Here is a 25,895-nt window from a genome sequence, read left to right as displayed (position 1 = left end):
GACGACGCTCGACAGCGGCTGGAAATCTGAAGATCTTTCTTATACAGCCAGCCCCATCTTACCACATAGATAAAGTAGAACTTCGACCGCCTCGGCAAAATAGTATCTTGTTAGCCCTAGTTATTTACCTTAACTAGAAAACATGATCTTTCCACCCCATCTACTCCAACTGACTAAACTTTTTCACATCGGCTTTAATTTCATCACCGCCGATAATATTCCCGAACCGAACTGGCGCACAAATCGTAAATATCCACTCAATAAAGGTGAATTTCTCAAACTCTACTCAGATAACCTCAGCCTCCTGGGAGTTAGCTTTGGCGATAAAACCCGCTATGCCATGTTGGATATCGATATCGATAGTCCCTACCATCCGCAAAACGATCCCCAGGCATACGCCCGACTGTTATCGACCTTAGAGCAGATCGAATTAGTATGCCCAGTGCCGATCCGGAGTTCCCACAGTGGCGGCATCCACCTCTATTACTTCTTTCCACGTCCCGTTTCAACCTTCCGCATCGCTGCGTTGATTCGCGTTACGCTAATTAACGCTAAATTCCCGATTAAAAACGGACAGATCGAAATCTTTCCTAACACCAAAGCATACAGCAGCGATAAAAGTAAACCCTCCTACTATAAAGCCCATCGGCTTCCCCTTCAACCCGACAGTGGTGCTTGTCTATTAGACCAATGGGGAGATGAACTCATTTGTGCTGCCAACCTCACCGATGAGGGCAAACTAGGCATGTTCCTCGCTGAAGCCGATCGATCGGCTGCTGCCAACGATATTCAATGGATCGAGAGCAAATTTGAATGGGCTTACAATCTATTCAAGAAACAAATTGCTAAATACCAACACCACTCTAGTAAATACTCTGAAGTTGCCCAAGAATGGAAAGAGAACCTCGAACTTTCCTTCGACATCGGTTGGACGGATTACCATCAAACCAACGAGTTATTACCCTTATTCATCTGCTATGGCATCGTATTTGAGGGGTTAGAAGACAAACAAGAATTATTTAACTGGGTCCATCAAAAAATTATCGCAACCAGGGGCTACCAGGAATACTGTCGCCATCAACACGAGATCGAGCGCAAAATTTGGGACTGGGTGAACGGTACCATCGACAACCAGTATTATGTCAAATACTGTGGATTTCCGCCTCGATGTGGAATTACCCCCCATCAACTCGTCGCCCGTCTCAACCCCCACAAATCGCAAATCAACCTACACAACCAAACTGTAGCTCAAGCTGCTTTAGAGCGGATTAAAGCTGCTGTTGCTGCCATCTTGGAACTACCCGCCCAAGTGTCTGGGCGCATCGATGCGATTAAAACCAAGGCTAAAGAGTTATTTGGCATCAGTGTTAGTACGCATACTCTCAACAAACACCGCGCTGTTTGGCATCCCACACGATACCAGCCAGATCCGATCTCAGAAATCCAAGCAGTCGTCAATGAAACCCTCCTAGTATGTGACAAATCGGAGATCGATTTAGACTACTTAGCAGGTGCAGATCCGAATCCGACTGCCCCGGCAAGCTTTGCGATCGCACCCCCTCTAGATCGACCCGAACCCATTAGCCATCAACAAATTGAGTCGATCGAATGCGAACGTCTCGAAGAAAACCAAATCGCTCAAATCCAAGCCCAGCCAGAATCCGATCGCACCCCCTCTATATATGAAGCTTTTATAACCGAACTCACGCCCCTCCTGGATTTAGGTTTTTTCCCAGTTCCTGAAGTCGCAATTTCTCCAGACTTACAAACTTCTTCACACTCATACCACGAGAATTTATCTACTTCTAGCTCGGATTTCCTAAACTCAGAATCTCCATTAGAGTCAATTCTCCAAAGGAGAATCTCTGCCAACGAACCGAAGTTAGAATCAGAGTCAGAGTCAGAGCTAGAATTTGTGAGTACTTATAGTGGATCGCACATCGAGCCGCTCGAAACCGTTTCGGCTACAAAAGCTCACCGTTCTGTAGTTGAGATCGCCCAAGATCTGAGGGCGAACATCTTGGCGATCGATGACGAGCTGCTGCGGGAATTTTTGGATCATCCCCAGTGTGAAGCCATCGAATTGACGATCGAACTAGCAAACAAACTAGTTGCTGCCCGGACTCGCGAGCCGATTCAGGCTGTGGTAGCGGATCTTACTCGATGCCAGAAAATCGATCTGTGGCGAGTATTGGGAGTTGAAGAGCGAGCTGCGGTGGAGGCTTTAATGGCTCCTCCCACTCCCGTAAGCCCCGATCGGGCGATCGAGAACAAAGAACCGATGTTGACCAAAGGAGCCGTCGTTCGTACCTTAACAGGGCTGATTGGGGTCGTTCAGCACGTATTTCAATCCGTTACAAAACCGTTTGTCGTCCATCACGCGGAAATCGGTCGCACGATCCTGTACGGAATTGAGGATCTGCGACTAGCAAATTGAGCTACTGGAAATTCGCCACCTTGCAGCGAGCGAGCGATCGCAGGGTAGAATAGGTGTAGGTACTTGGCTAAACCTATTATGAATATTCTTCAAGAGATTCAACGTGCTTCATCAAGCAGAGATCCAATTCTGGCCGAGCATTTGGATGCCATAGATCGTCGCCTTAACGAGCATACACGAGAAGACCAAATGCTTCACATTGGCTTTGAAATCGAAGATTACCCAACAGCCCATTTACTGTATTTACATCGAGCGATCCTGTACCTAGATTGTTGGTCGAGAGGATTTGATGCAGAGTGCGGTGAATTTGACGAACCGTTTGAGTTTGATTTTGAGGAAGATTTAGAAACTTGCTTGAAGCTCAATCCATCATGCGCTGATGCTCACTATGTTAAAGCCACGGTAGTCGAGCAGATCCACGACGATCTGCAAGGTGCCAAAAATCATTATGTCGAAGCGATGAAGCATGACAAACGGAAGTTTGGAGCTATTTGTAACCAAAAAATTAAATCATTCGATCGGGCGCAACGTCAAATCGAACGTGCCGAACGTGCGGACGAGCGGGAGTTTGCCCGCTGGCAACAATCTCTTGCAAAGTCTGGAAAAAGTAAATAAAATTGTGAAGCTTCATCCACGATCTTAGTCTTAATTACGCCAGATCGCACTGATGTTCTGTGAAGTTTGTTGCTAAGCTCGAAGTTGATGAATAGAGGTGGTAGTCATGAGTGATGTTATGGTTGTAAAATTTTTTAACTGTACTAATTAAACCCAGTTAGTTATATTGCTGTTTCTCATTGTCTAGAGTTAGCTGTAAAACCCACATCAGCCCCGAAGGACTGATGTAAATATATTTACTACAGTTTGGCTACAAGATTCAAGTTAAGTTATTAACACTTGGTGGATATTGAGTTTGTAGTCCTGCGATTGCCTCACTCAGTCGAGTTAAGGTTACACCTTCGGGGGCAGTGCCTAAATCGATGCTATGAGTCTGTGTTTGCTCATCAACATTAACACTAACTAAATTAGAGATCTTACTCAATTGAGCATTGCCATAAGGAGTACTATGAGTAGCAATTACACATTCAGCCAAATCCCATTCACCCCGTTGTAAACTGGCAGTTTGCATTGCATGATGCCACAGTGAAATCAGCCATTGCCCCATATATTCAGCATCGATAATATTGTTACGTTGCTTGTTAATACAAGCATTAAATGTTCCTGTTCCCTTAGTAATTATCCAATCGATATAAGAAGCATTACCCATCGTGCGATTCCCCTTAGAATTAGTTGTGGCACTGGTAACAGCTTGCTCGATTAGAGAAGGTATATTGATTGAAACAGAGGGGTAAAGTCGATAAATTCCACGAAAGCCAGTATCAATTACTTCTTTTTTATCTTTACCAAAACTAGCAAATAAACCACCATTACCGCGCCTATCCCAAAAATCGCCCATGAGATCGGCTGGAGTCTTTTTATCCTTGATATATTTCTGCTGGATATCATCCAGATTGTTGCCACTGTGATACAAATTTTTGACACCATACAATAGTTCTGCTGTTTGGTTAATGCGGTTACTCATGCTCGTTGGAGTTGCATAGATATGGCTATTGGGAAGCTGGCGCGGTGCATTCCCGGCATTGGGGTCGCCATTTGGATTACAGATGCGTCCTTCCATAATCATCACGTAGTCATGGCGTACATCAGGATTTGTAACGATTGTCGTTGTGTTAGACATAGTTAATAATTATTGAGATAAAGATGATGGAATTTTGGGCTGTGGTTGGCGATTATTCGGATGTTTTGCCTGCATTAGCAGTACGCCTTGCTTCCTGAAATTGGCTGATTCCCAAAGCTAAGAAAAATGCTTGTTTGTCAGTCCAACGTCTAGGTGGAAAAGCATTAGGGCAATCTTCTCCAAGTTCAGCCAGAGTTTTGTCGTACCAAACTGCTTTATCAGGTCTTGCTGCTAAGTAGGGACTAACTTTGGCGATGATTTGGGCAAAACCTTGTGCTGGAGAACTGAAGAGAGTTTGACGATAAGAATCAAGGGGATCTTTCCACCCTTCTCCTGGTGCCGCACTACGGGCAGCGTAATGATAAGACATGGCTTTGCAAGCAGCAAAGACTCGTCCAACGTGCCAAGCCAATAAATTATCTGGTGTTGTTTCTGGTTTCATCATTCGATCGCCTTCTATAAAATTAGGGGAAAGCCAAGCTAAATAAGCAATTTGTGCCCATTCTCGGTTTGATTTTTTTGCGTTGGGGTTGGGAACCCCCTCAATTTTGAGCCGATGAATAACGCTGGTAGTAATTGCCTGGGGTGGTAACTGCCCGTTAATCATGGCTTCAAAAATCTGCTCGTTAGCTTTGGCAACTGCTTGTTTACTGCTACCTTCAGCTACAGTTAATGCACCAAATACCCAATAAGGCTTGGAAATTGTCAGATAGCGACGTTGTTGCTGATGGTAAAGGAGCAGATTATTTAGAAGTTGTAAAGCAGATAATTCTGTCACCTGCCCGATCGCAGTCCGCCCTTTCCCACTGCCGCCAATCCCGATATAGCCACAAGCGATCTTTAGATCTTCTGGTATCTTACCGATGCCTTTAGCCCCAGTTTTGACTTCCCTGATGATGTCTTCTAGTGCTTGAACTGGATCTAGGTTTTTGGCTTCATCGGAGTCAAAATAAACTGCCATAGCTTTGCCAGCCTCACTGAGTTCCGCCATCTCTGGCAATGCCCCCCAGACCCAATAACGTCCGTTTCCTAACCAGATGTTGTGACCTTTTGCTTCTAGTAATTCTGTATATTTCTGGGTAGCAATTACGGCTGCTTCTGCTGAGATATTGAGAGGCAATTTTTCATGCTGTCCCCAAGAACGAAACATATCGTCATTGCATCCCAGCAGCGGAGCAGCTAGTTTCTTAGAGTGGATTCGGGGTAAAGCTCCTAGCAGATCTCTATCACCAGTACCGATCGCCCGTTCCAAAGTTTGAGCCGCATGAGCCGATCGAATGGAGGGTAGATCGTGGATGTAAGTTCCATCTTCTAGTCGCCAGACAATTCGTCCACTTTCGATCGCGGTAATATCTGCTTTTGGTTTTTCAGAAATTTGTCGCTCTAATTCTAGTGGACGATCGGATTGCATCCAATCAATTATCAATTGCAGTTCTGGAACTTCTGTACAACGTTGTTTTAGAAATTCAACCATTGCAGCAAAAGCTTGGGGCTTGCGGGTCGGATGGTAATAATCTAATTTGTCCGATCCCACAATTGGCGCAATCCCCGAAGTGCGGGGCAGATCTGGCAACCAAAAACGTTTGCGAGTTTTGTTATCTGTCTCAAGTGGCATTAGATTGGCAGGGCCAATTTGTCCATTAGATCCCAGCAAAATTTCAATGCTCACATCCATCGGCGTATAGCCATAGGGACGATCGATCCCAGTAGGGGAGACGACTGAATTAATTTGCATAGCCACCCTGTCCGCGTCGCGGATATGTCGGAACTGCGACTACTCCATTAATTATTTTGGCTTCAAACATCACTGCTTCGCCTGTGACTCGTTCCATTGGTCGATCGGCCAACATTGCTGTCGTTCGACGCGCAAATGACTTCTTGACAGGTTTAGAGGTGGGTTCCCACGTCCAGTAGTGAGGCATTCGACCAAGCCCCATTTCTTTGATATCGATCGGTGTTGGACTAACAGCGTCCTTTGCTAGTAGCTCCACCGTGGCAGGGTAATCGCTGATGCCCATGCTAGGTTGGTAATAGTGTTGTCCGCTCAAGAGCCTTCTAACTAGTTGCCCGATGCGTTTATCGCAGTCAATACCAGGATCGCACTCCAGCCAAAAATCAACTAAATATTTGGGTTCTACTAGTAGCTCGTAAGTTCGTAACCAGGGATCGCCCGTTTGGTGATTGAGTTGGGTGACAGTTTCAGTCGTGTATGCGATCGGATTTAATATCGAAATCGATCTAACTTGAACTGATTGACCTGGGTGCCAATACACCGCATTAATGATTCCTTCCACTGCGGTGGGGGTAATAATCGGGTATGTACTCGGTTCGCCTGGATTGCCAGGTCTTTGAAAGTGCCCAAGGGGAGCACTAATGATTACTTTCAAGCGAATTATCCTTTGCCGAATATTTGACTTCTATCTAATATTAGCGATATATTCTACAGATAGCAACAAAAAACACCACTCAGTTGATGAATGATGTTCTTTAGTTCTCGCCAAGATCAGATAATTACAACCCTCATCAGCTTTTCAAAGCTGGTGTCATCTCTAATTGTAGAGAAGGATTGCAGCTATCGGCTCTTACTACGGGGAAACCCATATTTAGATTTTTACCATCGTGAAAGAATGAATGAGATAAACGATCGTGCAGATGCTGACTCCAGCACGCAGACAGATTCCGTAGAGGTGGTCTTTCGTAGACTAGTTGACACAACCACTCCAACTTTGAGTGAAGGAAACAAAAGCTTAGAAGAAATGTATGCCATTTTGGCATTGCCTCATGACGGCTTTTTGTCTCAGCACCACGTAGGGGAACACCTCTATGCTCAAATTGCTAGCGTTTTAAGCCCCCCCACAAACAGCAATGAAAATCTGCAACTTCGGACGCTGAAGAACCAACTTCTTTTAAGGTACTTCGCCGATGGAGAGAAAGTTCTCCAGCATCTTGCTTCAATCGAAGTAATAATGGATGCCACGCGTGCTGGCGGTTGGCTTGTGCCCTCTCTGAGCGACGAGGATTCTTGGCGCAGCGCGCTAGTCGCTGCTGCTAATTATGACATCCTCAGACCCGAAACTTTTCGTCGTCCTGAGAATAAGATGCGGCATCTCAATCAACGCCAATACCAGGTAGCCAAAGCCATCAAGAAACTTAGAAGCCTGGGTTACACTGTAGCAATTAAGGCAGGCCAAGCGGAAATCGATCTTGTAGAACAAAAACGAATTTCTGAGGACATCGAGGCACATATCAAAACTGCTGGCGGACTTAAAACGGCTGACTTTTTATTTCGTCGGCTGACGAAAAGATACGATCCCAATCAGGAGCGATATCATACAGTACGTTATACCAGCACTACTGGAAGCGATCGCGAACCAAGCTGTCCGATATCTTATCTTCTCAACCTATGCGTGAAGAACGTCACTGCGACACAAGTTTCGAGCAAAGCGCAAGTTAAAGTGGCATTAAAAAAGGCTATCAAACTTGCTACTGCCTACGCTGCTGCATTCGATCTGGAGCCGTACAACACGTTTGAAACGTTATTTCATTCAGGAGCCAAGCTTACTGGGTTCCTTCAGGAATTATCGATTTACGATGCTATGTTTAACCTTGCCCAGGCGCGTCCGAGTAGCATGGAGAAGGAATTGCGAAATCTCTTTGACTGGCTTGAAGACGATGTATCGCTTCAACATTTTGGATGGACAGTCAGTCAGGCAGCGCAAGTGTTGCGGGCGATCGTGGAAATGTCGTGCGACGTGCGTGGCCCGTTTCGACTTACTTTCAACGAGCTGGCCTCTCGGTTGCCCGACATAGAGCAATCTTCTATCGCGGCTATCCTAAGTGTGTTTTCGCACCCCATTGGCACGGCAAACCGCGACTACCAACTTCCTTACGAACAAACGAAGGTCGATTTCTGGTTTAAGCCCCTTATCGAACAAACTCCCAACAGCAGCTACATTTTGATTGATCGGTCGTGGTGCGCTCCAGCATTCTATGAGGCAGTCGTAAGCGCAGTCCGAGATAAGGTACCAGAAACCGATAATAACATTGGGCTTGCCTTTGAGAGATTAGTCAAATCAGAGCTAACAGCACATGGCGTGCGTGTCGTGTCGGGAAAGTATTCCGTCAACGGTAGAGATGGCGAGTGTGATGCTGTCATAGAGACGGCAACTCATATTATTTTTATCGAGATGAAGAAGAAGTCCCTCACGCGAAAGGCACGCAGCGGAAGCGATGTTGACTTGTTTTACGACCTTTGTGAAAGTCTGTTAGCCGCACAATGTCAGATCGGTAGACATGAGCTGCTACTCGTCGAGCATGGAAGGCTCGACTTGCACGACGGCTCCTCTAATCATTGCATCAAACTAAATGGACGAGCTATCGAACGCGTGGCACTAAGTCCGGTTGAATTTGGAGCATTGCAAGACCGAAATGTAATTGAGCAGATTCTTAGGACAGTAATGACTTCTAGACTTAGTGCAACCGATCGAAAGAACGCTGTTCGGGTAAATAAAGTTCGGAAGAAAGGAGAGGAACTTCTTCGGCAATATGAGGAAATGGCCAGCCTTAAACCCGCAGCAAAAGCATCCTTTATGAATTACTGGTTCTTGAGCCTTGGGCACCTCCTCACGATTCTTCAGGGAGTATCAACGAATGACTCGTTTCAAAGTTCGCTCTTTAAGACCCGACATATCACGACGGGATCTATGGATTTCTACTTCGAGCGCAGTATTCTGACAGCACTAACGTAAAAAGCTGCAAGATGGGGCTACGACCTCAAATCTGAGCCAATTCTAAAATCTGATATTCGAGCAGCTCTAGCTTAAAAATTAGACCGAAGAATGCGGTTTTGGAAGCGAGCTTGCAAGATTTCGCACGTATTCTGTTTCAACGCCTATTTTATCTGAATCCTGGGTTTCCCCAACCATCCACCCTGACCATGAAAGCTTGGTGTCACTGAGTTGTATTGGTAGTGGCTAATTTTTACGAATAAATCGATCGCAATATGACTTTCACTCCTCTAGCTCGTCCGAATCAACCACTGTTGCCACACTTACTCGGAGTTGGTCATCATACTAGTCGATTATGCTCTTCCCAATCGGATTGGGCAAGGTTAATCGGACTGCTACACGATTATGGTAAGTATCGCCCTGAATGGGTAGAAGGGATAAATGCAATTGCCAACGGGGAAAATCGGGACAGGCTTCCTCATCATGCGGTGGAAGGTGCGCTCTATTTAATAGAGCTATTTCCCGATCGATCTCATTTTAAGGTGAGGGCATTAGCATTACTGATTGCTGCTCACCACGGTGGGCTGGGAGATCTGAAACCTAGCATGGATTGGTTAGCAGGAAAGGATTCTGCTCGTCCGCTCCCAGATATGGATCGTTGTCAATGGAAAATTGATGATAAGTATTTAGTTGAAGTAAAAAAGACAATTGCTGCTGTTAACTATAGCGATCTAGATAATTGGATGCCCAACCAAGACTATCGTACCGCTCAACGCCTACGATTTTTGTATGGTGCGCTAATTGCTGCCGATCGACAGGATGCAGCCATGAGCGATGGATGGAAACCTGCGGCTTACTCGTCAATGACGATACTGGCAGATAAATTGGCTACTTGGTATGAGGGGAAATTTAGCCAGCCAAAGAACCCATTAGATATATTGCGTGGTGATTTTTATGTTGAATGTCGGAAAGCTGCAAAGCTCGAACCAGGATGGTTATCAGTGCGTGGGCCATGTGGTATATCCAAAACTTGGAGCGTGATGCAAATGGCTCTCGACCATGCCGCAGAATGGGATAAACAAAAGGTCATTTATTGTGTGCCTTGGACGGCAATTTTGGGGCAGTCTTACAGTCAGTACCAAGATGTATTAGGCGCGGATAATGTTCTCGGACACTGGAGTACGTTAGTCGATCCCGATACTAAATATCCTGAGCAACTTCGTAACTCTCGACAGTGGTGGGAAACTCCAGTTATCGCGACGACGATGGTGCAACTTTTTGATGTATTGCTGGGATCTAGAGCGCGGACAGCGCAACGGATGCCCAGTTTGCAAAATGCTGTGATTGTCTTGGATGAAGTGCAAGGATTACCGAATGAGCTACTCATTACTTGCATTAGAGTACTCGACCAGCTAGTTCAAGACCACGGAGTAACGATTATCCTGTCTACGGCAACTATGCCAGATTACGCACCTTTGGGTATTAATCCGATCGAAGCACTTCCGCAGGCTAAAGTTGATGAATATTTTGCTGGAACTAAACGGGTCGAATATCGATGGGCTGAGGAACCCCTAACATGGGAAACTGTCGCCGCTGAAATCGTCCAATCTCAAAAAAGTAGCACCCTGATTGTGACAAATACTGTGGCTGCTTGTGATGATGTTTATACTGCTATGCAGTCTCTGCCAAATTATCGAGTCTATAAATATACTGCTAGTATGTCTCCTGCTCATCGTGGTGTGGTCTTGGCAGAGATTAAGGCAGCGGTTGATGAAGCAAAAGAGGGTGGCAATCCTGTAATTATTTGTGCGACTAGCGCGATCGAAACGGGTGTCGATCTCGATTGTACTCAAGGCTATCGCGAACTATCAGGATTAGAATCGATCGTGCAATTTGCTGGACGAATCAACCGGAACAAGAAGGATAGTGAAAGTCCTGTGACCATATTTAAGACTGCGAAAGATTACCCAGTCCCGCCTGGTAGCGATCGCCGCACTACTCGCACCTTACAGGCTATGGCAATGGGCACAGATCTACAGTCACCAGATGTCTTGACGCTCTACAGTAAACTGCTGTTACAAGATGCGATTTCATCACAGCAAAATCCTAATGTTTATAATTACTTAGAAGGTCTTAAAAAGTTGGAATGGGATACAGTCAGCCAAAAATGGCAAATGATCTCTCCAACAACTCCCGTACTAGTCAATCCTCTTAGATGGGGTGCCTCCTCTAGTATTCTTGCTGAGTATGATGAGGCAATGAGCAAGGCTAATTATCGAGTCCTACAGCGGCACTGTGTCGGTTTGTATAAGGGCAAGTATCAAAAAGCTAAAGATACTCAATGTGTTTCTGACAGCCAGATTAAAGGTCTAGGGGAATGGGTGGGTACATATGATATGGGCGTAGTCATCAACGCGAACCCCTAGTGATGGTCAAATTCCTGGGAGGTTCGCGATCGCATACACAGTAAAGATTATGAGCATTTAGGTGTTATTCTGAAGGGATGAATTTATCAGCCAAACTACAGGTTCGCGATCGGCATGGGTGTAATACTTGCTGTATAAGCGTTGTGGATGGCTGGTGTGACATCAGCCTTTCGGGGCTGGTGAGGGTTGTAATACGTTAGGCGTGGCGACCTTGCTCGGTTCCCAGGAGTGACATCAGCCTTTCGGGGCTGGTGAGGGTTGTAATAACCTACCTAACGACACCGATTTTATTATCTACTCGTGACATCAGCCTTTCGGGGCTGGTGAGGGTTGTAATATCCTGCGCTATCCGTTTTAGGTCGGGAGGCTCGAACGTGACATCAGCCTTTCGGGGCTGGTGAGGGTTGTAATGATTTCGGCGAGGCGATCTTCGGCACAACTGCCAGAGTGACATCAGCCTTTCGGGGCTGGTGAGGGTTGTAATTGCCCGAATCAAAGAAAGAATCTAAGCCACCTGCTGTGACACCAGTCCTTCGGGGCTGGTGAGGGTTGTAAGACCATCGATTAGTGTACGATCCGGCAGAAACAACGCGATCGGTGACACCAGTCCTTCGGGGCTGGTGAGGGTTGTAAGAGTCGATCGGGTGTCATCGCAAAACCATATTGATAATATGACATCAGCCTTTCAGGGCTGGTGAGGGTTGTAAGGAGCATGGTAAGCCAATCGTCCTCAACATCTACACGGTGACATCAGCCTTTCGGGGCTGGTGAGGGTTGTAAGAAGTCGATCCACTAAGGTGTGGCGAATTGTGCAGCTTTTTTTTGGGCTGCTGAGGATGGTAGTTCTGTGGGACAACGTTGTCCCACAGACTAATGGGTGACATCAGCTTTTCTTTGGGGCTAGTGAGAGCTATGAGAACGGCAAACTGATCTTTACTCTGCGGGGCAATACCGATGACATCGGCTCCGAAAGGCTGATTAGTGCTGTAAGTAAGTGGAGTAACGATCGAGAGTTAAGCGCATTTTTATTACAAACATCACCAGTCCCAAAAGATTAGTGATGTTTAAATCTCTAGCACTGCCATTAATGTCACCGATAGGCAGTAGTTAGGCCAAATTGCACTGATATTTTGTAGAACCAGTTGTTAAAATTGGAGTAGATGAATAAGCATGGTAACTATGATTAACGTTAACGATCAGAGGATTTTTGAACTTGACTTTGGTTGTCCGTTAGAACCAGACGATCTCTTAAGCTACTATGCAAATGGAATGCTTATTCCAACAGATCGAGCAAAGTTTTTGAAAAACCATGTTGAAAATGGCTATAAGGAGCCTCTGAAAATACTTACGAATCGTGAGAAAAGAGCTGCTCAAGAAATAACCGAAATCCTAAAAATGGAGTCTGAGTACGAGTCTGAAACAGAAGAACAGCAGAAAGGCCGATGGATAAAAGAGAAAAAACAAGATGCCCATGACTATCACGACATACAAAAAGACTTACGGGCTTGGGATAATGATAGTGACGAGCCTAGACCAAGCACTAATTGGCGAGAATTAGAAATGTACGGGATGTAAATGAATTTTGCCCTGTTTCAATAGTAATTGATAGAAAAAGTAGAAGATAAAATTCATACATCTTCTGCTTTTTCTATTACATCATTGGAGCAAGACTGTTCGATATTTCCAGTGCATTAGTTATATTGCTATCTCTATTTCTGCTTCCAGTTCCTGATTTTCTGTCTGTGTTGGGACAGATGCTGGGATAGATTGCTCTGCTTGCTCTTGAGCTGGACTTGCCTCGTATATACCCGCAGAGTTGAGGTACAAGTCATAGCCCGCTTCCACAAGATAATCTCTGGTCATTTTATCGATGCCCGTGTCAGCACCGACTAAAAACTTCGCTTTAGCCTTTGTTGCAATATCGATCTGTGGTACATACTGAGTACGAAAATGCTGTGCTAGTAACTCGTTGCTAGTATCCTTACCCGTCCGATTACCGCTGACCATTACTACATCTGCCAAGTTGTAGGTTGTGGCATTGGCATTAGTACCCCAGTTGTCACGGTACATAGACGTGCGACTTCTAGCTTCGAGTGGAATTCCAATATATTTGTTAGCCACAAAGCCCATCATGATATCAGTCTGAGCGCGAGACTGTAGCTTAGTCCAGTCCTTGTTTGCGCTGTAAGAGTTGAGGATTGGGTTACTCCGCTCAATCCCATCCCGCACCAAAACGTGACTGACAGCACGATCGTTGAGATAAGTTTGTAATACGGCAGATTCCACCACCGCAAAGTATCGGGTTGATTTGCCATCCTCACTGGGTAGTTCAGCACTGATTGGTAAGCCTAGATGATAAACCGTTGTGTCTCGCTGTCTCGAATTGATAAATTCAAACATGACCGACGATCCAATCTCGACTCCTTTACCATTGAATCTAGTTAACACCTCTCCAGCGATCGGTTTTAGACTGTAAGAGACAGGTCTAGATTTGTTCAGATCTAACACTGGGGTATCTGTGGCTTGCGGGTATCGTTCGATCCATTGTTTGAGACTGTGAAGTTCGACCGGACACCGATAACGAGTAATGGGGATGCTGGCAAGTTTAGCTTGGTAGTCTGCTTGAGTGACTGGCTTCCCTAGTTGTTTAGAAATCATGCTTTTGACCGAACTTTCCAATCCTGCTGGATCGAGCCGCAATACCGTATAGGAACGACGAGATTCCTCATAGCTGGCGGGGATACCACGTTCCATTTTTGTATAATTGACATCCTTCTCTTTGAGCCTTTTTTCGACCGCAACAATCTTGTTGTCTGGTATGACTAACTGTAGCTGCTCCATTTCTCTCAATCCTGACTCATCAACAACAGGCACCATGACCTTAACTGAAAAAGATTGCGGAAAAGAATTACAGTCGGCTTGACGACGCAGGTTGCGACTTGCCTCTTCCAAAACAACCTTAACTCGATCTCGAAGCGCGTCACCAAGGCGGTCGCTCTTAAATTCGCTTGATTTCAATTCCCTGGCTGTTAAGTTTGGACTTTGCACCTCATCTTTTGTAACGCGCTGATAAGTTCTGGCTGGTTCGACATCCGCCCAGACATTGCTATTGTGGAGAGTATCTTCATCGATCGATATTTTATATCCAACTTGTTTGGTGATGACACTCTGCACTTTAATCGAGATCTCATCGGTATCTGCCAGCTCGTTAATCCGATTGCCCCAAAATTTTTGCTCGGCAGTTTGCGTAATCTCCCCAATCCTTGTCTCACCGCTGTAGACCTCGATCGTTGAATTTGGCTCAAGATCTCTGACTAAATCGACTGATATCGCTTCAAACCGTTCCGTGCGGACGGGTTCGATGACAGTATCGCGATTTTTTTTCTCGTAAATGGGACTAGAATTTACTCCTGAAAGATAGTAAGTTACATCAGCAATCGCTACTGTTGCAGAGAACTTGTTATCAAAAATCTTGAGTCGTTCGAGCGTCAGCTCTGCCGATTGCCCGTCGCCCAAAATTGCTGTAATTTCTGGAGCGATGTCGCTAACTTTAATATCTATCTGCTCTGATGGCACTAATAGTCGATAATTTGGTGTCTGAGTGCGGATGATGCGGATCTCCCTCACATCGTCACTGTCGATTAAATGCTTACCCTCCTTGGTAAGTTTGCCCACCAACACCGATCGCTGATTGCCCTCTAACATCGGCGATTTGAACGTGACGGTGTTGTAGTTAGGCTCGATCGTGCCCTTGAAGCTAGTCTTGTCCAGCAGTTGAATGCCGTAGCCAGTCAACTGACCAGCTTCGATCCACTGCTGTTTACCGTCTACTTCTGTCTGTGCTTTAAGTTGTTTAGTACCATCGCTACCTGCCATCACAAAGTACTTGGTGGGTTTGGTAAGGTAATCTGGATATTGGGTATCCATAATAATCTGCCCCGCCCCCTGCTTGAAGATAAATTCATTCAGTGTCTGGGGTAAAGCACTCAACAAAAAGTCTTGAGAGATTGCTTTCTCTCCCACCATTTGAGCGATTGCAGCAAATACCTCACGCTTATCCCAGCCTCGCTGCTCGATTTGGTCGCGGAAATCTGCCAAGACTTCGCGGGATTCGGCTTTGAGTTCGTCAATACGGTTGTAGAGGACTTCAAACTCAAAATCGTCCACAGGCTGTTTGCCTTCAGTAGTAGCCGAAGTTTTGGCGAGCGATCCCAGCGTGTACTGGTAGTCGATCCCTAGCGAGGTTGACGAATTAGCGGGATAAAAAGTCACCAAGCCATTGCTAGATTCGATCGCTCCCTTGCCTTCGAGTTGGCGAAAAGTGTTAATCTCGCTGACATTACAGTCGCCGACGACAATTTTACTGCCATTGGTGGTGTAGATATTGAGGACGATCGGTTTGCCAAATTTGAAATCATCTAGGGCTTTTTTCTCAAGTGCGATCCTCGATTGAAGATTCTGGTAATCGTCGCGGAAATTGGCGACCATTGCCTTCATTTCTGGCTCGACTGGAACAGAGCGTAGTTGACCGATTAGTGCGTTCAAGGTCATGCTACTGCTCGGTGGTAGCCGATTCTGGTGGTTCTCCTCAACGATGAATCGTTTGAGTAATTGGATGCCAGCATCGAGTTCGGGTAGCTTGTTTGTAACAGCATAGACTGTCCCCTCGCTTGGTTTGACCCCAGATTTGACAAAATCCACCGCTCGTTGATTTTCTCTATCTACTATCTCGATGCACTTTCTTAGCACGATGGTTTGGTAATCGCGTAAGTAATTGTCAATTTGGGCGGGATTGTATGGATGGTTGGGAGTAACCTCGATCTTTTCGATGAAAATCAGGGGTAGATTAGTATCGGGATCGATCGTTGGTTGGTTACTCGTCAATGGTTGAGAGAGATCGATAATCTTACTTAACCGTTCGCGCACGCTCGCGTAGTTCTCAAGATAATTCACCAGTAAAGCTGGATCTGCCTTACCCTCACGGATCGCCGTCAGCTTCATGGACTTGACTTTCTCCATATCCTCAATCAGAGCTGAAGGAAAAACAATCCCCTTCTTCGCATTGATGGGTTTAGCTGCAAGAGTCTCCGCGTGATACGCACCTAGTAACTGCGCGATTGGCTTTCTCACTATATGGAGATAGTTAGCTTGAGCGTGGGGATTATCCGTCTGCTCTTTGATGAAATCGACGCTAAACAAAGGTGTGAACTGCTCGAATGTGGTTTGAAGTTCTGGCGGAATTTCCAGTTGTAAACTAACATCTGGCTCGACCACAGATTTTGCATCCGCTCGATACTTTTGAAAAGAGCTGTAAATTAGTTGCAGTGTCTCGGTTTTGAGCTTTTCTGCAGATCGGCGATCTGCCGCTGATAACTCTCCATCCGTGCTGGCGATGATAAAATCCAAACTTGCATAGAGTTTATTGATTTTACTCAGTTCGCTATTGATAATCCCCACATAATCCTTCAACCGTTCGACTACCATCCCAGGTAAATCTTCACTCTGAATTAGTTGTTTTTTATCCTTAGAAACGAAGTGCATCAACTTTTCTGGGGTGAGGTTATCGACGACTTCCTGATAGAAATTGGGATAATCTCGTTCGGCAAATAGGGCGATCTGATCCCCATCGAAATCCGCCTTCATCGCCTCCAAATTCGTCCGCCAAGATGTCTGTGCTGCTGCGATCGATCCAAACTCTTCGATAATCTGCTGATAGGTTTGGGGGTCATCTTGCTCGATCTCAGCCAGTGTCTGACGACCGACATAAATGGCATCGGGGATAATTCCCTCTAGTTCGGGATTGAGGAATATGGAGATGTTGTTATTAACTTCTACCGCTTGGACTTGTCCGCGATTGAGAACGGGAAACCGCAGCGCGACATGTTTATCGCCAGTCGTGAGTCCAGATCCAGCGATTTGATTATGCTTGAGTTCGCCACAGACTACTATCGGGCGAAACTCACCCCGCATTGATGAGATCGCTCCTTCATTAATATTCTTAATTTGCCCGTCCACGTATTCCTGGAGGTTCGCGCGGACGCTAGGTAATTCGAGCAGTCCCCAGTTCTTGGATTCTAAGATCGTATCGATGAACGCGATATTTCCTGGTAGTTCGACTTCGGGGTTGCCCTTTTTCACCTCCTCCTGTTGGGAGATTTTGAAGGTGCGGACGTAATCTTCCGCCAGACTGATGAGATCCATCTGCTTTTGTTGCAAATCTTGAATCGCTGTCTGAACGGGGATGCTTACATCTTTTGCCAATCCCAGAGCGTATAAGTCCTGCACGGAACCGAGTTTGGCGGTAGTTTGACGGAATCGTTCGGTTCTAGTGATAAACAGATCCGCAGGCTCGACTTGATGAATGCCGATTTCAGGGGGAAGTTTACCACCACCCAAACCTTTGAGCATTGATGTGGTTAAGACTAAATCTACATCTACATCCACCCCATGAGTGGCAAAGTATTTCTGGAGATTGAGAGGGGTGAGAGTACCCTTGATATAGTAGGAGCCGATTTGGGGATCGAGGCTGTATCCGCGCACTTGGGATAAGCCGACATCCTCAATTAATTTCATCCGTTCGCCTACGGATCGATCGATTATGCTCGCACCGTCGGCGGCAATATTGCGGATCGCTATTTCTGGGATATCGTAGTTGTTCTGACCCGTTTCATGGTCTACTACCAGTACCTTCAACTGACGATCTAGGGACTGGCTCTGTCCTTTGGCGAATAAACCTCTGGCGTAACCTGGAATCTGGGTTTCTAGGGGCATTAACATCTTAATTGCCGCCTTAACTTCAGGAGTACCAAAATATAGTTGAGCCGAGCTTGTAGCTAGTAAGACGGTGCCTTTAGGGGCATGGTTGGTGAGGTCATCAACGTTGATATATTTGGAGTAGGGAGCGACGTAAAATGTTGGCTGTTCGCCCTCTTTTAGTAATCCTTGCCGTCGCATTAATTGTTCTATGGTAGTACCTTCCCTAATCTCCGATCTAATCGCGCCAGAACTTACAGAGATTTGAGGTCTTCTATTGATGAGATCGTAATTGATTAATTTAATAGACATCTTTGTAAGTTAGTGTGCGGTTAAATTTACTAGTGGGGTGTGGGGGAAAGGGGAAAGGGGAAAGGGGAAAGGGGAAAAATTTAATATGGAATGTCTTCTTCGTTTTCTACTTGTCTAGAGATGATTTTGGGTGGTGGCGGTGGTTTAGTAGATTGAGTTGCTATGCCTAGAAAATTTTGATGACTTTGAGTTAGGAATCGCTGAATTCTTACCCTTGTTAATACTGGAATTTCGATATTTTCTGGGTGGGCTAAATGATGAAGGATTGCCCCACTTGCTTCGATGAATTCGATTTCTGTGGGATTGGTAATTATTCCTGGTAGATCGCAGATGTTAAACGGATCTGTTTCGTCGTCCGTCTCCTCTAAATTGCCCCAAACCCGTGCGTATTGATTCCTCACCCAATTGAGCTGCCAATCGTAGTTACATAGCTCTTGAAAGTAGTTAATACTGTCTCGATGCCCGTTACTGACGAACCAGAAATTATGTCTGATATCGGCGGTAAGAATACCTGAGATAGTTATCCATTCTAAAAACTTTACTTGAGAGTGACTGGCTAACTTAACTACTAATCTTTTGTGGGTATGTACTAATTTGAAGATTTCATCGGCATCTAAATTATTGCTAATGAAATATTGACTGGGAGCATGAGATTCTAATAAAAAGGGATTATAGATTTCACTTAATGGTGAATTGGGACTGGTATCGACAACGATGGGAACGAATTGGAAATCATTGAAAAATAAACTTTCCGTCAATGCTCTAACTGCCCAGGATTTACCGACTTGTGGTAAATTACCGCCAACCCAATGAATCTGAGCCATCAGTTCTGCCCCGCATAATTCAGATCGATCTCTGTATCATTTTTAATACCTAATTTTTCAACAATCCCCGCTTTAACTTCCATCACCGCATCATATTTCTGTGTAAGTGAATAGGTGGTACATTTATCGGTGCAAGGGGTCACGTTGGTATATAGCCCCACCACTCGGTTCTTATTGATAAAAATCAGATCTGTCGCAAATTCCATGCCTTTACCACTAAATGTTAATGGTTGTTGGGTCATGGTTTGATACAACATTCCCCGATCTGATGGGATATCTGGGCGATGGGTCAATCCCGTTTGTTGTGCGATCGCATTCTTGGCGACCTCTAATTTAATTGCCTTGTCTCCAATCGTCGCCTGTGCTGTAATTGGCAATATTGTTGGCTTGTTACTGGTAACTTTAAATAAGCTGCTAACATCGACTCCATGTAGATAAATTGGAGCTAATAGCATTACTAAATATGGAAGCTGTCCTTTGGTTAAAAAGACGTTTTTTTTGTTGAAATTAAACACGGGTTTATAAGGGGGAGGGGAATGGGGGCGTAAGGGGGTAGGGGGGTAGGGGCGTAAGGGAGTGGGGGAGTAACGGAGTAACAGAGTAACGGAGTGGGGGAGTAACGGATTAAGAAACACCACCCAACACCCCAACACCCCCACTCCCCAACTCCCTCACCCCCTCCTCCCCACGTAAATATCTAATTCCGGTAAATCTAAGGCTGTAGGCTGGTTAGAGCTGGATGCTTCGGTGAATGCTTTGGCGCGGTTTTCGATCGCGAAGATCCCTTCAGGGTCGCGACCATACAAACTCTTGACTTGCTTTTTAGCCAGCAGTAAGGAATCTGCATCGATCTGAATGTTGTCACCGCGACCTTGGTAAAATTGCTGCTTCGCCGCAACGATCGCTATTTGTGCGAGTTCGGCACCAGTATATTTATTGGTCGCTTCCATAATCGTCAACCACTCTTCGATAGTGAGTGGCCCATGCTCTGACTGGGCGTAGCGGCGATCGAATCTAGCGCAGTGCAGTTGGAGAATTTGCTTGCGCTCGTCGGAGCTGGGGAAGTCTACATAGAACACCCGATCGAATCGTCCGACGCGAGTAAGTTCGAGCGAGAGGTTTTCTAGGCGGTTTAAGCTAGCAAGTACGAAGGTGGATGAGGTTTTCTCGCTGAGCCAAGTGAGGAGGATACCGAGTAATTCCAGCCCGCGTTCGTCAGCAAAGAACTTATCGAATTCATCGAAGTAGGCGATGCAGGGTTCGCAGGCATCGATCCGCTTGAGTAACTGCTTAAACTTGGCAACACCGCCGGATCTGACCGTATCGATGCCGATATTTACTAAGGGAAGTCCCAGTTTTTGAGCGCAGATCTTCGCGAAATAAGTCTTCCCCGCCCCAGGCACACCGACTAAAATCCAGCCTCTGGGCAGCGGTAGTCCGCATTCTCTAGCGGCTGGGGTGAAATCCATTTTCACTTCTTCTAGAGCCTGCTTGAGCAGATCCATCCCACCGATATCTTTGGTGGCAGTATCGCCGATGAATTCTAGTCCGAAAGATTTGAACAGATCGTACTTGTAGTTCAAGAGGCGATCGCCCAGAGCTTCGGAGTCGGAGATCGCCTCTTGATTGGCTCTAATCCCGACGACGATCTCCTCGGCTGTCAGACCCGCCAACACGTTCGCTAGTCGGGGCGACGCGCTCAAATCGATCCCATGCTCTAGTAGTAGAGTCGTTAGCTCGAAAGTAGTGGGTAGCGGGAATTTATATTCATGGATAATTGGGACTAAAAAAGTTGGGATCGTCCCGCGTCCCGACTCCATAAAGACCACCAGACATTCCCGCTCCTGGTGATTGAGTCGGGTAAATAGTTGCGAGATAGCTTGGTAACAGCCTTCTCGCTCCAGGGGCGATGCTGCATCGATGAGAGCGAATAGATTCTCGAACACGTATAAGCCATTGGTGGTGGCTTGTAGCGCACCAATTGAGTCGATCGTCCTGGAGATCGGTCGAGCGGTAAACGAGCGACCCATTGTGACTGATGGTTGAAACTCTGGCTGGAGTAACGACCAGAAATAAACGGGTTTGCCCAACTCATCGCCAACTAATTGCAGCTTGTCCAGGCTGCGTTGACGATCGATTACTGTTGTCTCGACCTTAATTAATGGATAATTCCTAACTAAGTTTTTCAACATTACTGCTCGATCCCCTCTGCTGGTTCGAGATCTGGGGCTTCTGGTTGGAGTACGGTAATCGGTCGTCCATTGGCTGGACTTTGCGGCTCGGTACTCGAAATTTCACCGTTTGGCTTTGAATTCAGTTTGTGGAGGTTGACCGGAATTTCTGGTTCCTCCTCGCCAAAGGTAGAGCCATAGGGCGGTGGTGGTGGAGCGAATTGCGATGTGATGGTAGATTGAAGATTGGGGGTCTGCTGAGTTGTTGGGGATGTAGATCGAGATTTAACGGGGGTTTTCGGTGCGGGTTGCTGATTTTGTGCTTGTAACTGTCGTTCGAGGGCTGCTACTTTGAGTCTCAGAGCTGCTACTTCCCCAATCGAAGTTTCTACCACCGCTGCTGGTTGCCATGTTTTAATCGCATCGACTGTCTGAGGCTTGTTCTGAAGCTGACTGCCAATCCGATCGATCCGCTGTTCCAGTCCGATTAATTTGTTTGCCAAGTGCGAAACTTCAATCTGATGTAACGTCTGGGGATGTCGCTGTTGTTCGCGGGCGTTAGCATTTTGCGCGGTACGAATCAGATCGCCGATCGCTCTAGCTTGTAGTTGGAGCTTCGCGAGTAGATCGTTCGTCTGTTCTAAATCTTCAATATACTGGGATTGCTCGACGGCGGGAGCTGTTGCTAGTCGCTCTAGATCTACTGAATCGATCGATTGGATTGAATCTTCAAATGAGGCTAAATCTCGCTCTAAACTGCTCATGCGTTCGCGCTCATCTGTGAGTAAGTTTAAATCGAGCGACAGCCGCTCGGATGCGAGATTGACGAACTTCATTAATTGCCGTTCGGCATCCGTTCCTTGTGTCACTTGCACCGCGATCTTGCCATCGCGATCTACGTCGAAATCGAGCAGAGTCCGCTCGGATTTTGAATCTTTAACGGTGTAATTAATCGCACCGTTGGGAGTGACAGATTTATAAAAGATATAATCCCGTTCGAGTTGCCGTCCGCGATCGAGGGAGCCAGTCAACTGTTCGAGTCGATCGATAAAAATTGCAGCGTGTCGATAATTAGTATCGCTTAATTTCTCTCCTTGAGCTAACCGATCGAGATCGGGCATCGATATTTTATCTAATCGAGCGCGTTCGCTAATTGCTGCGGTTTCTCTTTGGATAGCTTCATTCTGGCTATGCTTGAGAATCGACAATGCACCTAGAATCAATCCCGCTGTCGCTCCCACCAAATTAGCTCCAATCCAAAAACCTAAGTTGTAGCCGAGTTTATGCGCCCAATCATCGATCTGTTGAATCTCTTTGGTTTTGTCGTCTTTATTAGTTTCGAGCATGATGTTTAGGCGATAATTTTTTTACTCAATTCGACAAGTTCGTCCAGAGAAATTGAATCGTAATTGCTGGAAACTGTCCCTGCTTCCCTGCCGTTCATCGCTCTTTCCAACCGCTCGGTTAAGTGAGAAAAAATGGTGACTCCGTTTCGTTCGGCGATCGCCAATCGACCATCGAAATACATTAAGTGATACTCATATTGACGATCTTCTACCCAGTGAATGTAACTGCGGCCATTATCATCCCGCCACAATTTCTCGGACTCGTTCCAGCACTCGGTAATAGCTGGATGCCGATCGAATTTGGGCAACTGTTGCGATGCGGCAATTTCGGACTGAATTTGGTGGTGAGTTTTCATTGTGGACGCTAGTAGTTTTAAGTGTGGGGAGTGTGAGGGGGAAGGAAGGGGAAAAGGGAAAAGGGAAAAGGGGTTTATTTCTCTGTAACTCCGTTACTCCACCACACCCCAACTCCCCCACACCCCCACTCCCTTTACCCCTTCTCCCTTCCCCTTTTCCCTAATTTAAAGACTGAAGGGTTGAGCGATAATGAGATTGACATCCGTACCCGTGGGCAAGAAATAGATTTTGGAAGCACTATTAATCTGGGTAGTTGCCTGTTTATTCCGTTCCATCCACTGAGTCACCAATGGACTAAAACCACCGTCTAGCACCGCACCTAAGATATCTTGTTGGGAATTGCTAGTTTGGATGATGCCACCAGTAGTTGCTATGGTTTGAGTTTGGCTTTGGGTGCGGTTTTTACCGATCGCTGATAAAGCTCCCCCAGCAAAACCGAGCAGATCGCGATTGAAGACCTCGCCTTGACCGAATGATTTAATTTGGGCGACTAATGGCTGTTTGCTGGCATCTTGGAGGATAATTGCTTGCTTGGGCAGATCGATTAGTTGCCCGTCAATCGCGGCTTTGGCACTAGATACCTGAAGCATTCCGTTATCGAGGGCAGCAACTTCACACATAATCTGAGTGCCAGCAGGTAGTAATGTTTTGCCCTGAGTATCGAATACGGGTGTGGATAAGGCAATGAAAATTGGCTGTGAGGGAGCGGTAGTAACTGCTTGATAGGGAATCACCAGTTTGGATTTAATTTGTTGACCCACCGCCGCCGAGCCAGTATTTCGAGCCGATCGATAGCTGCTAACTGGTGGATTATTTGTAGGTGGAGTCGCGTTCGTGGCAACCGCAGTCGATCCGTTTGTCGTTGCACCTGTTTTACCCCACACCCCCACAGCATTGTTATTGGCGACTTCCCAGGTAACGGGGGTAGCTTTGGGGGCATTTGTAGCTCTAACGCTCGGCTGCGGACGATTATCCGCAGGAGCGGGCTTTCCGCCAACTACTGCTGCAATTCTTGTCGGTTTTTCCCTCACCTGAACAACCTTGCGAATTGGTGTATGTATGGACGCGGGCGTTGGTTTAACTGCCACGGGTGCAGCTACTGGGGTTGGCGTGGGTGACGTGGTGACTGGCGGGGGAGCTTGGTAAACCGGATCGGCTTGTGGCGAGTTATTCTTGATGATTTGGGGATTGCTATCGGTTGGCGATGGATTAGTGGCGATCGACGAGCTAGGCGATGGTGATGGTGCTGCAACATTAACTGGTGGCGCAGTAGCCCCTTTATCGGCAGCAGTTTTTTCAGCAGAGGCTTTCTGTTGTGCGACTGCTGCATCGATAACTTGTCGCTGTGAGTCTCCCATTGCTAGTTTGGAGTTGACTACTCCAAATCGAGGATCTGGTCTAAAATCCTCTGTGGGCTTTGCCGATGGGCTAGGGCTGGGTGTCGGCGCGGCGGCAACTTCTGGTTTAACATCTGGCCAAACGATCGATTTTAGTAACAACCCACCGAGTAAGAATCCTCCACCGACCAAGATTGTTTTGAAAAATGATTGCTTATAAATTGGGAGCTTAGTTTTAGACTCAGCAATATTTTCCGCTTGTTCTGTGGCTGTAATCGCCATCGAGTTGGCTGGATCTACTGAATCAGTGGGTGCCAATCCAGCTAAACTCGCCATATCCAGCGGGTTAAATGGGGCTGTTTTTGGTGCGGATGTGGGTTCTGGTAGTTGTTCTGGCTGTGTCTGAGGCTGTACCGAAGCTGGCTGTCTAATCGCAGACAAAATTTCCCCTTGCGCGAATCCTTCGCTGTGGTCTTCGTTGGGGTTTGAATTGTTAGTAGTCATAGGGTGTGGGGTGTGCGGGAGGGTGAGGGGTGTGGGGGATGGGGTGTAGGTAATGGAGGAGCATCGACACCCGACACCCCTACTTAATCAAGTCTTCTTTACTAAAATCTTCCATCCCATAAATTTCCAGTCCAGCCGATCGCGCGATGGCTGTCACTGCTTGAAGATCTGTTTTGGGATCGAGCCGACTGACATCGGGCATGATGGGCGGGATGACGGCGCGAATGTAGACATCTTTGTTAAATGGCACCAATGTTTCGGGGACGTTTAACGCAGTTCTCACGGCAAGATTGGCGACAATTTTTACTTTCCAGAGTTTTTCATCTGGCTTATTGGTTTTAATTTCGATCGGATCTTGAATCGATACGGGCACGAATGCAACTTCTGATGAGCCTTGGAGCACCTTGAGGGTGGTAATTAAGGGGGCGAGCTGTTTTCCCAAAAAGTCCTTCCGAAAATCATCGGAAATAGCGAATGAAGCCGCCCAGACTGGGGAGGGCAGCTTTAAATTTGCCGTGCCATCAGATTCGATCGCTACTCCAGGGTCGGCTTTGGGCGATCGCATTTCATCTTGATTGGTGGGAATCAGATAAACCCGCCAAGTGAAGAGGTTGGTGAGAGTCTTGACGGTAAAATCTTGAATCGCTCGATCGGATCGCACTTTGCCATCAAATGCCTTAATCTCCATCGTCTTACCATTTACAGTCTGAACGAGAGTGGGCATGGGTTTGTTGGCGATCGTATTTGCAGCATTCAACGTCAGGATTGAAACGATTAACCCGCCAGTCGATACCCCTAATGCTACCAGAGCGCAAAGTGCGGCGAAATTTTTTTCTTGCTCTCGGTCAGATCCAGCTTTACCGGATCTTTTTTTAAGATTTAGGACTGATAGATGATTTGAATCTGCCATTAGGTGGGTTAGAAAATAGAGCATATCGCATTCTATTTCTAGCAGTTGGATCGACC

General features: G+C 46.4%; 16 protein-coding genes and 1 CRISPR repeat array. Of the genes, 5 read left to right on the top strand and 11 right to left on the bottom strand.

All coding sequences use genetic code 11. The features are described from left to right. Positions 1 to 142: 142 nt before the first annotated feature. Together CHA6605_RS30620 and CHA6605_RS30615 are read left to right on the top strand one after the other, a co-directional pair. On the top strand, positions 143 to 2,437 hold the full coding sequence (locus CHA6605_RS30620) for a hypothetical protein (protein WP_015329047.1): 2,295 nt from the start codon (positions 143 to 145) through the stop codon (positions 2,435 to 2,437). A 78-nt stretch (positions 2,438 to 2,515) separates the two neighbouring features. Next, positions 2,516 to 3,052, top strand: a complete 537-nt coding sequence (locus CHA6605_RS30615; RefSeq protein WP_015329046.1) for a hypothetical protein — start codon at positions 2,516 to 2,518, stop codon at positions 3,050 to 3,052. A 259-nt stretch (positions 3,053 to 3,311) separates the two neighbouring features. On the opposite strand, the gene CHA6605_RS30610 is transcribed toward CHA6605_RS30615, so the two are convergent. Genes CHA6605_RS30610 through cas5 form a run of 3 tightly spaced genes read right to left on the bottom strand, consistent with a single transcriptional unit; the run spans position 3,312 to position 6,559 of the window. After that, on the bottom strand, positions 3,312 to 4,172 hold the full coding sequence (locus CHA6605_RS30610) for a type I CRISPR-associated protein Cas7 (RefSeq protein ID WP_015329045.1): 861 nt from the start codon (positions 4,170 to 4,172) through the stop codon (positions 3,312 to 3,314). Between the two features lie 52 nt (positions 4,173 to 4,224). Continuing rightward, the gene (locus CHA6605_RS30605; RefSeq protein ID WP_015329044.1) at positions 4,225 to 5,907 is read right to left on the bottom strand and encodes a type I-C CRISPR-associated protein Cas8c/Csd1; all 1,683 of its coding nucleotides are present in this window, start codon (positions 5,905 to 5,907) and stop codon (positions 4,225 to 4,227) included. Then, positions 5,897 to 6,559, bottom strand: a complete 663-nt coding sequence (gene cas5 / locus CHA6605_RS30600; protein WP_015329043.1) for a CRISPR-associated protein Cas5 — start codon at positions 6,557 to 6,559, stop codon at positions 5,897 to 5,899. The genes CHA6605_RS30605 and cas5 overlap by 11 nt, the downstream gene beginning before the upstream one ends. Before the next feature lie 609 nt (positions 6,560 to 7,168). Here cas5 and CHA6605_RS30595 point away from each other — a divergent pair. The 3 genes from CHA6605_RS30595 (at position 7,169) to CHA6605_RS30585 (ending at position 12,900) form a co-directional block, all read left to right on the top strand. Then, the gene (locus CHA6605_RS30595; protein ID WP_157260295.1) at positions 7,169 to 8,920 is read left to right on the top strand and encodes a hypothetical protein; all 1,752 of its coding nucleotides are present in this window, start codon (positions 7,169 to 7,171) and stop codon (positions 8,918 to 8,920) included. A gap of 254 nt (positions 8,921 to 9,174) precedes the next feature. Next, positions 9,175 to 11,325, top strand: a complete 2,151-nt coding sequence (locus CHA6605_RS30590; protein ID WP_015329041.1) for a CRISPR-associated endonuclease Cas3'' — start codon at positions 9,175 to 9,177, stop codon at positions 11,323 to 11,325. 156 nt (positions 11,326 to 11,481) lie between these two features. Then, positions 11,482 to 12,107: a CRISPR direct-repeat array (repeat unit 38 nt; unit sequence GTGACATCAGCCTTTCGGGGCTGGTGAGGGTTGTAATA). A 388-nt stretch (positions 12,108 to 12,495) separates the two neighbouring features. Further along, positions 12,496 to 12,900 (top strand): hypothetical protein, encoded by a 405-nt coding sequence (locus CHA6605_RS30585; protein WP_015329040.1) that lies wholly within the window; start codon positions 12,496 to 12,498, stop codon positions 12,898 to 12,900. 120 nt (positions 12,901 to 13,020) lie between these two features. Here the strand turns inward: CHA6605_RS30585 and CHA6605_RS30580 are convergent, their stop codons facing one another. From CHA6605_RS30580 to CHA6605_RS30545, 8 genes are all read right to left on the bottom strand, one after another. Further along, positions 13,021 to 18,390 (bottom strand): hypothetical protein, encoded by a 5,370-nt coding sequence (locus CHA6605_RS30580; protein WP_015329039.1) that lies wholly within the window; start codon positions 18,388 to 18,390, stop codon positions 13,021 to 13,023. Positions 18,391 to 18,470: 80 nt separating this feature from the next. After that, on the bottom strand, positions 18,471 to 19,214 hold the full coding sequence (locus tag CHA6605_RS30575) for a hypothetical protein (RefSeq protein WP_015329038.1): 744 nt from the start codon (positions 19,212 to 19,214) through the stop codon (positions 18,471 to 18,473). After that, positions 19,214 to 19,729 carry a DUF192 domain-containing protein gene (locus CHA6605_RS30570; RefSeq protein ID WP_051039073.1) on the bottom strand — a complete coding sequence of 172 codons (516 nt, stop codon included), beginning with the start codon at positions 19,727 to 19,729 and terminating at the stop codon, positions 19,214 to 19,216. The genes CHA6605_RS30575 and CHA6605_RS30570 overlap by 1 nt, the downstream gene beginning before the upstream one ends. A 156-nt stretch (positions 19,730 to 19,885) precedes the next feature. After that, entirely contained in the window at positions 19,886 to 21,406 is a 1,521-nt protein-coding gene (locus CHA6605_RS30565) for an ATP-binding protein (protein WP_015329036.1), read from the bottom strand. Beyond that, positions 21,406 to 22,731: a GumC domain-containing protein gene (locus CHA6605_RS30560; RefSeq protein ID WP_015329035.1), complete on the bottom strand. Its 1,326-nt coding sequence runs from the start codon at positions 22,729 to 22,731 to the stop codon at positions 21,406 to 21,408. Before CHA6605_RS30560 ends, CHA6605_RS30565 begins: the two co-directional genes overlap by 1 nt. Before the next feature lie 5 nt (positions 22,732 to 22,736). Next, entirely contained in the window at positions 22,737 to 23,087 is a 351-nt protein-coding gene (locus tag CHA6605_RS30555) for a hypothetical protein (RefSeq protein WP_015329034.1), read from the bottom strand. A 165-nt stretch (positions 23,088 to 23,252) separates the two neighbouring features. Beyond that, positions 23,253 to 24,929, bottom strand: a complete 1,677-nt coding sequence (locus CHA6605_RS30550) for a hypothetical protein (RefSeq protein ID WP_015329033.1) — start codon at positions 24,927 to 24,929, stop codon at positions 23,253 to 23,255. Positions 24,930 to 25,008: 79 nt separating this feature from the next. Next, on the bottom strand, positions 25,009 to 25,839 hold the full coding sequence (locus tag CHA6605_RS30545) for a hypothetical protein (RefSeq protein WP_157260294.1): 831 nt from the start codon (positions 25,837 to 25,839) through the stop codon (positions 25,009 to 25,011). Between the last annotated feature and the right edge of the window lie 56 nt (positions 25,840 to 25,895).

Origin of the sequence: Chamaesiphon minutus PCC 6605 (assembly GCF_000317145.1) — a bacterium.
Lineage (GTDB): Bacteria > Cyanobacteriota > Cyanobacteriia > Cyanobacteriales > Chamaesiphonaceae > Chamaesiphon > Chamaesiphon minutus.
Note: the sequence above shows the minus strand (reverse complement) of the source record. Positions and strands in the feature narration are given on the sequence as shown.

Bases quoted from the DNA above. Each gene is read 5' to 3' on its own strand.
- CHA6605_RS30565 (WP_015329036.1), bottom strand. From the start codon at position 21,406: ATGTTGAAAAACTTAGTTAGGAATTATCCATTAATTAAGGTCGAGACA.
- CHA6605_RS30580 (WP_015329039.1), bottom strand. From the start codon at position 18,390: ATGTCTATTAAATTAATCAATTACGATCTCATCAATAGAAGACCTCAA.
- CHA6605_RS30575 (WP_015329038.1), bottom strand. From the start codon at position 19,214: ATGGCTCAGATTCATTGGGTTGGCGGTAATTTACCACAAGTCGGTAAA.
- CHA6605_RS30545 (WP_157260294.1), bottom strand. From the start codon at position 25,839: ATGGCAGATTCAAATCATCTATCAGTCCTAAATCTTAAAAAAAGATCC.
- CHA6605_RS30560 (WP_015329035.1), bottom strand. From the start codon at position 22,731: ATGCTCGAAACTAATAAAGACGACAAAACCAAAGAGATTCAACAGATC.
- CHA6605_RS30590 (WP_015329041.1), top strand. From the start codon at position 9,175: ATGACTTTCACTCCTCTAGCTCGTCCGAATCAACCACTGTTGCCACAC.
- CHA6605_RS30605 (WP_015329044.1), bottom strand. From the start codon at position 5,907: ATGCAAATTAATTCAGTCGTCTCCCCTACTGGGATCGATCGTCCCTAT.
- CHA6605_RS30585 (WP_015329040.1), top strand. From the start codon at position 12,496: ATGGTAACTATGATTAACGTTAACGATCAGAGGATTTTTGAACTTGAC.
- CHA6605_RS30550 (WP_015329033.1), bottom strand. From the start codon at position 24,929: ATGACTACTAACAATTCAAACCCCAACGAAGACCACAGCGAAGGATTC.
- CHA6605_RS30615 (WP_015329046.1), top strand. From the start codon at position 2,516: ATGAATATTCTTCAAGAGATTCAACGTGCTTCATCAAGCAGAGATCCA.
- CHA6605_RS30620 (WP_015329047.1), top strand. From the start codon at position 143: ATGATCTTTCCACCCCATCTACTCCAACTGACTAAACTTTTTCACATC.
- CHA6605_RS30610 (WP_015329045.1), bottom strand. From the start codon at position 4,172: ATGTCTAACACAACGACAATCGTTACAAATCCTGATGTACGCCATGAC.
- CHA6605_RS30555 (WP_015329034.1), bottom strand. From the start codon at position 23,087: ATGAAAACTCACCACCAAATTCAGTCCGAAATTGCCGCATCGCAACAG.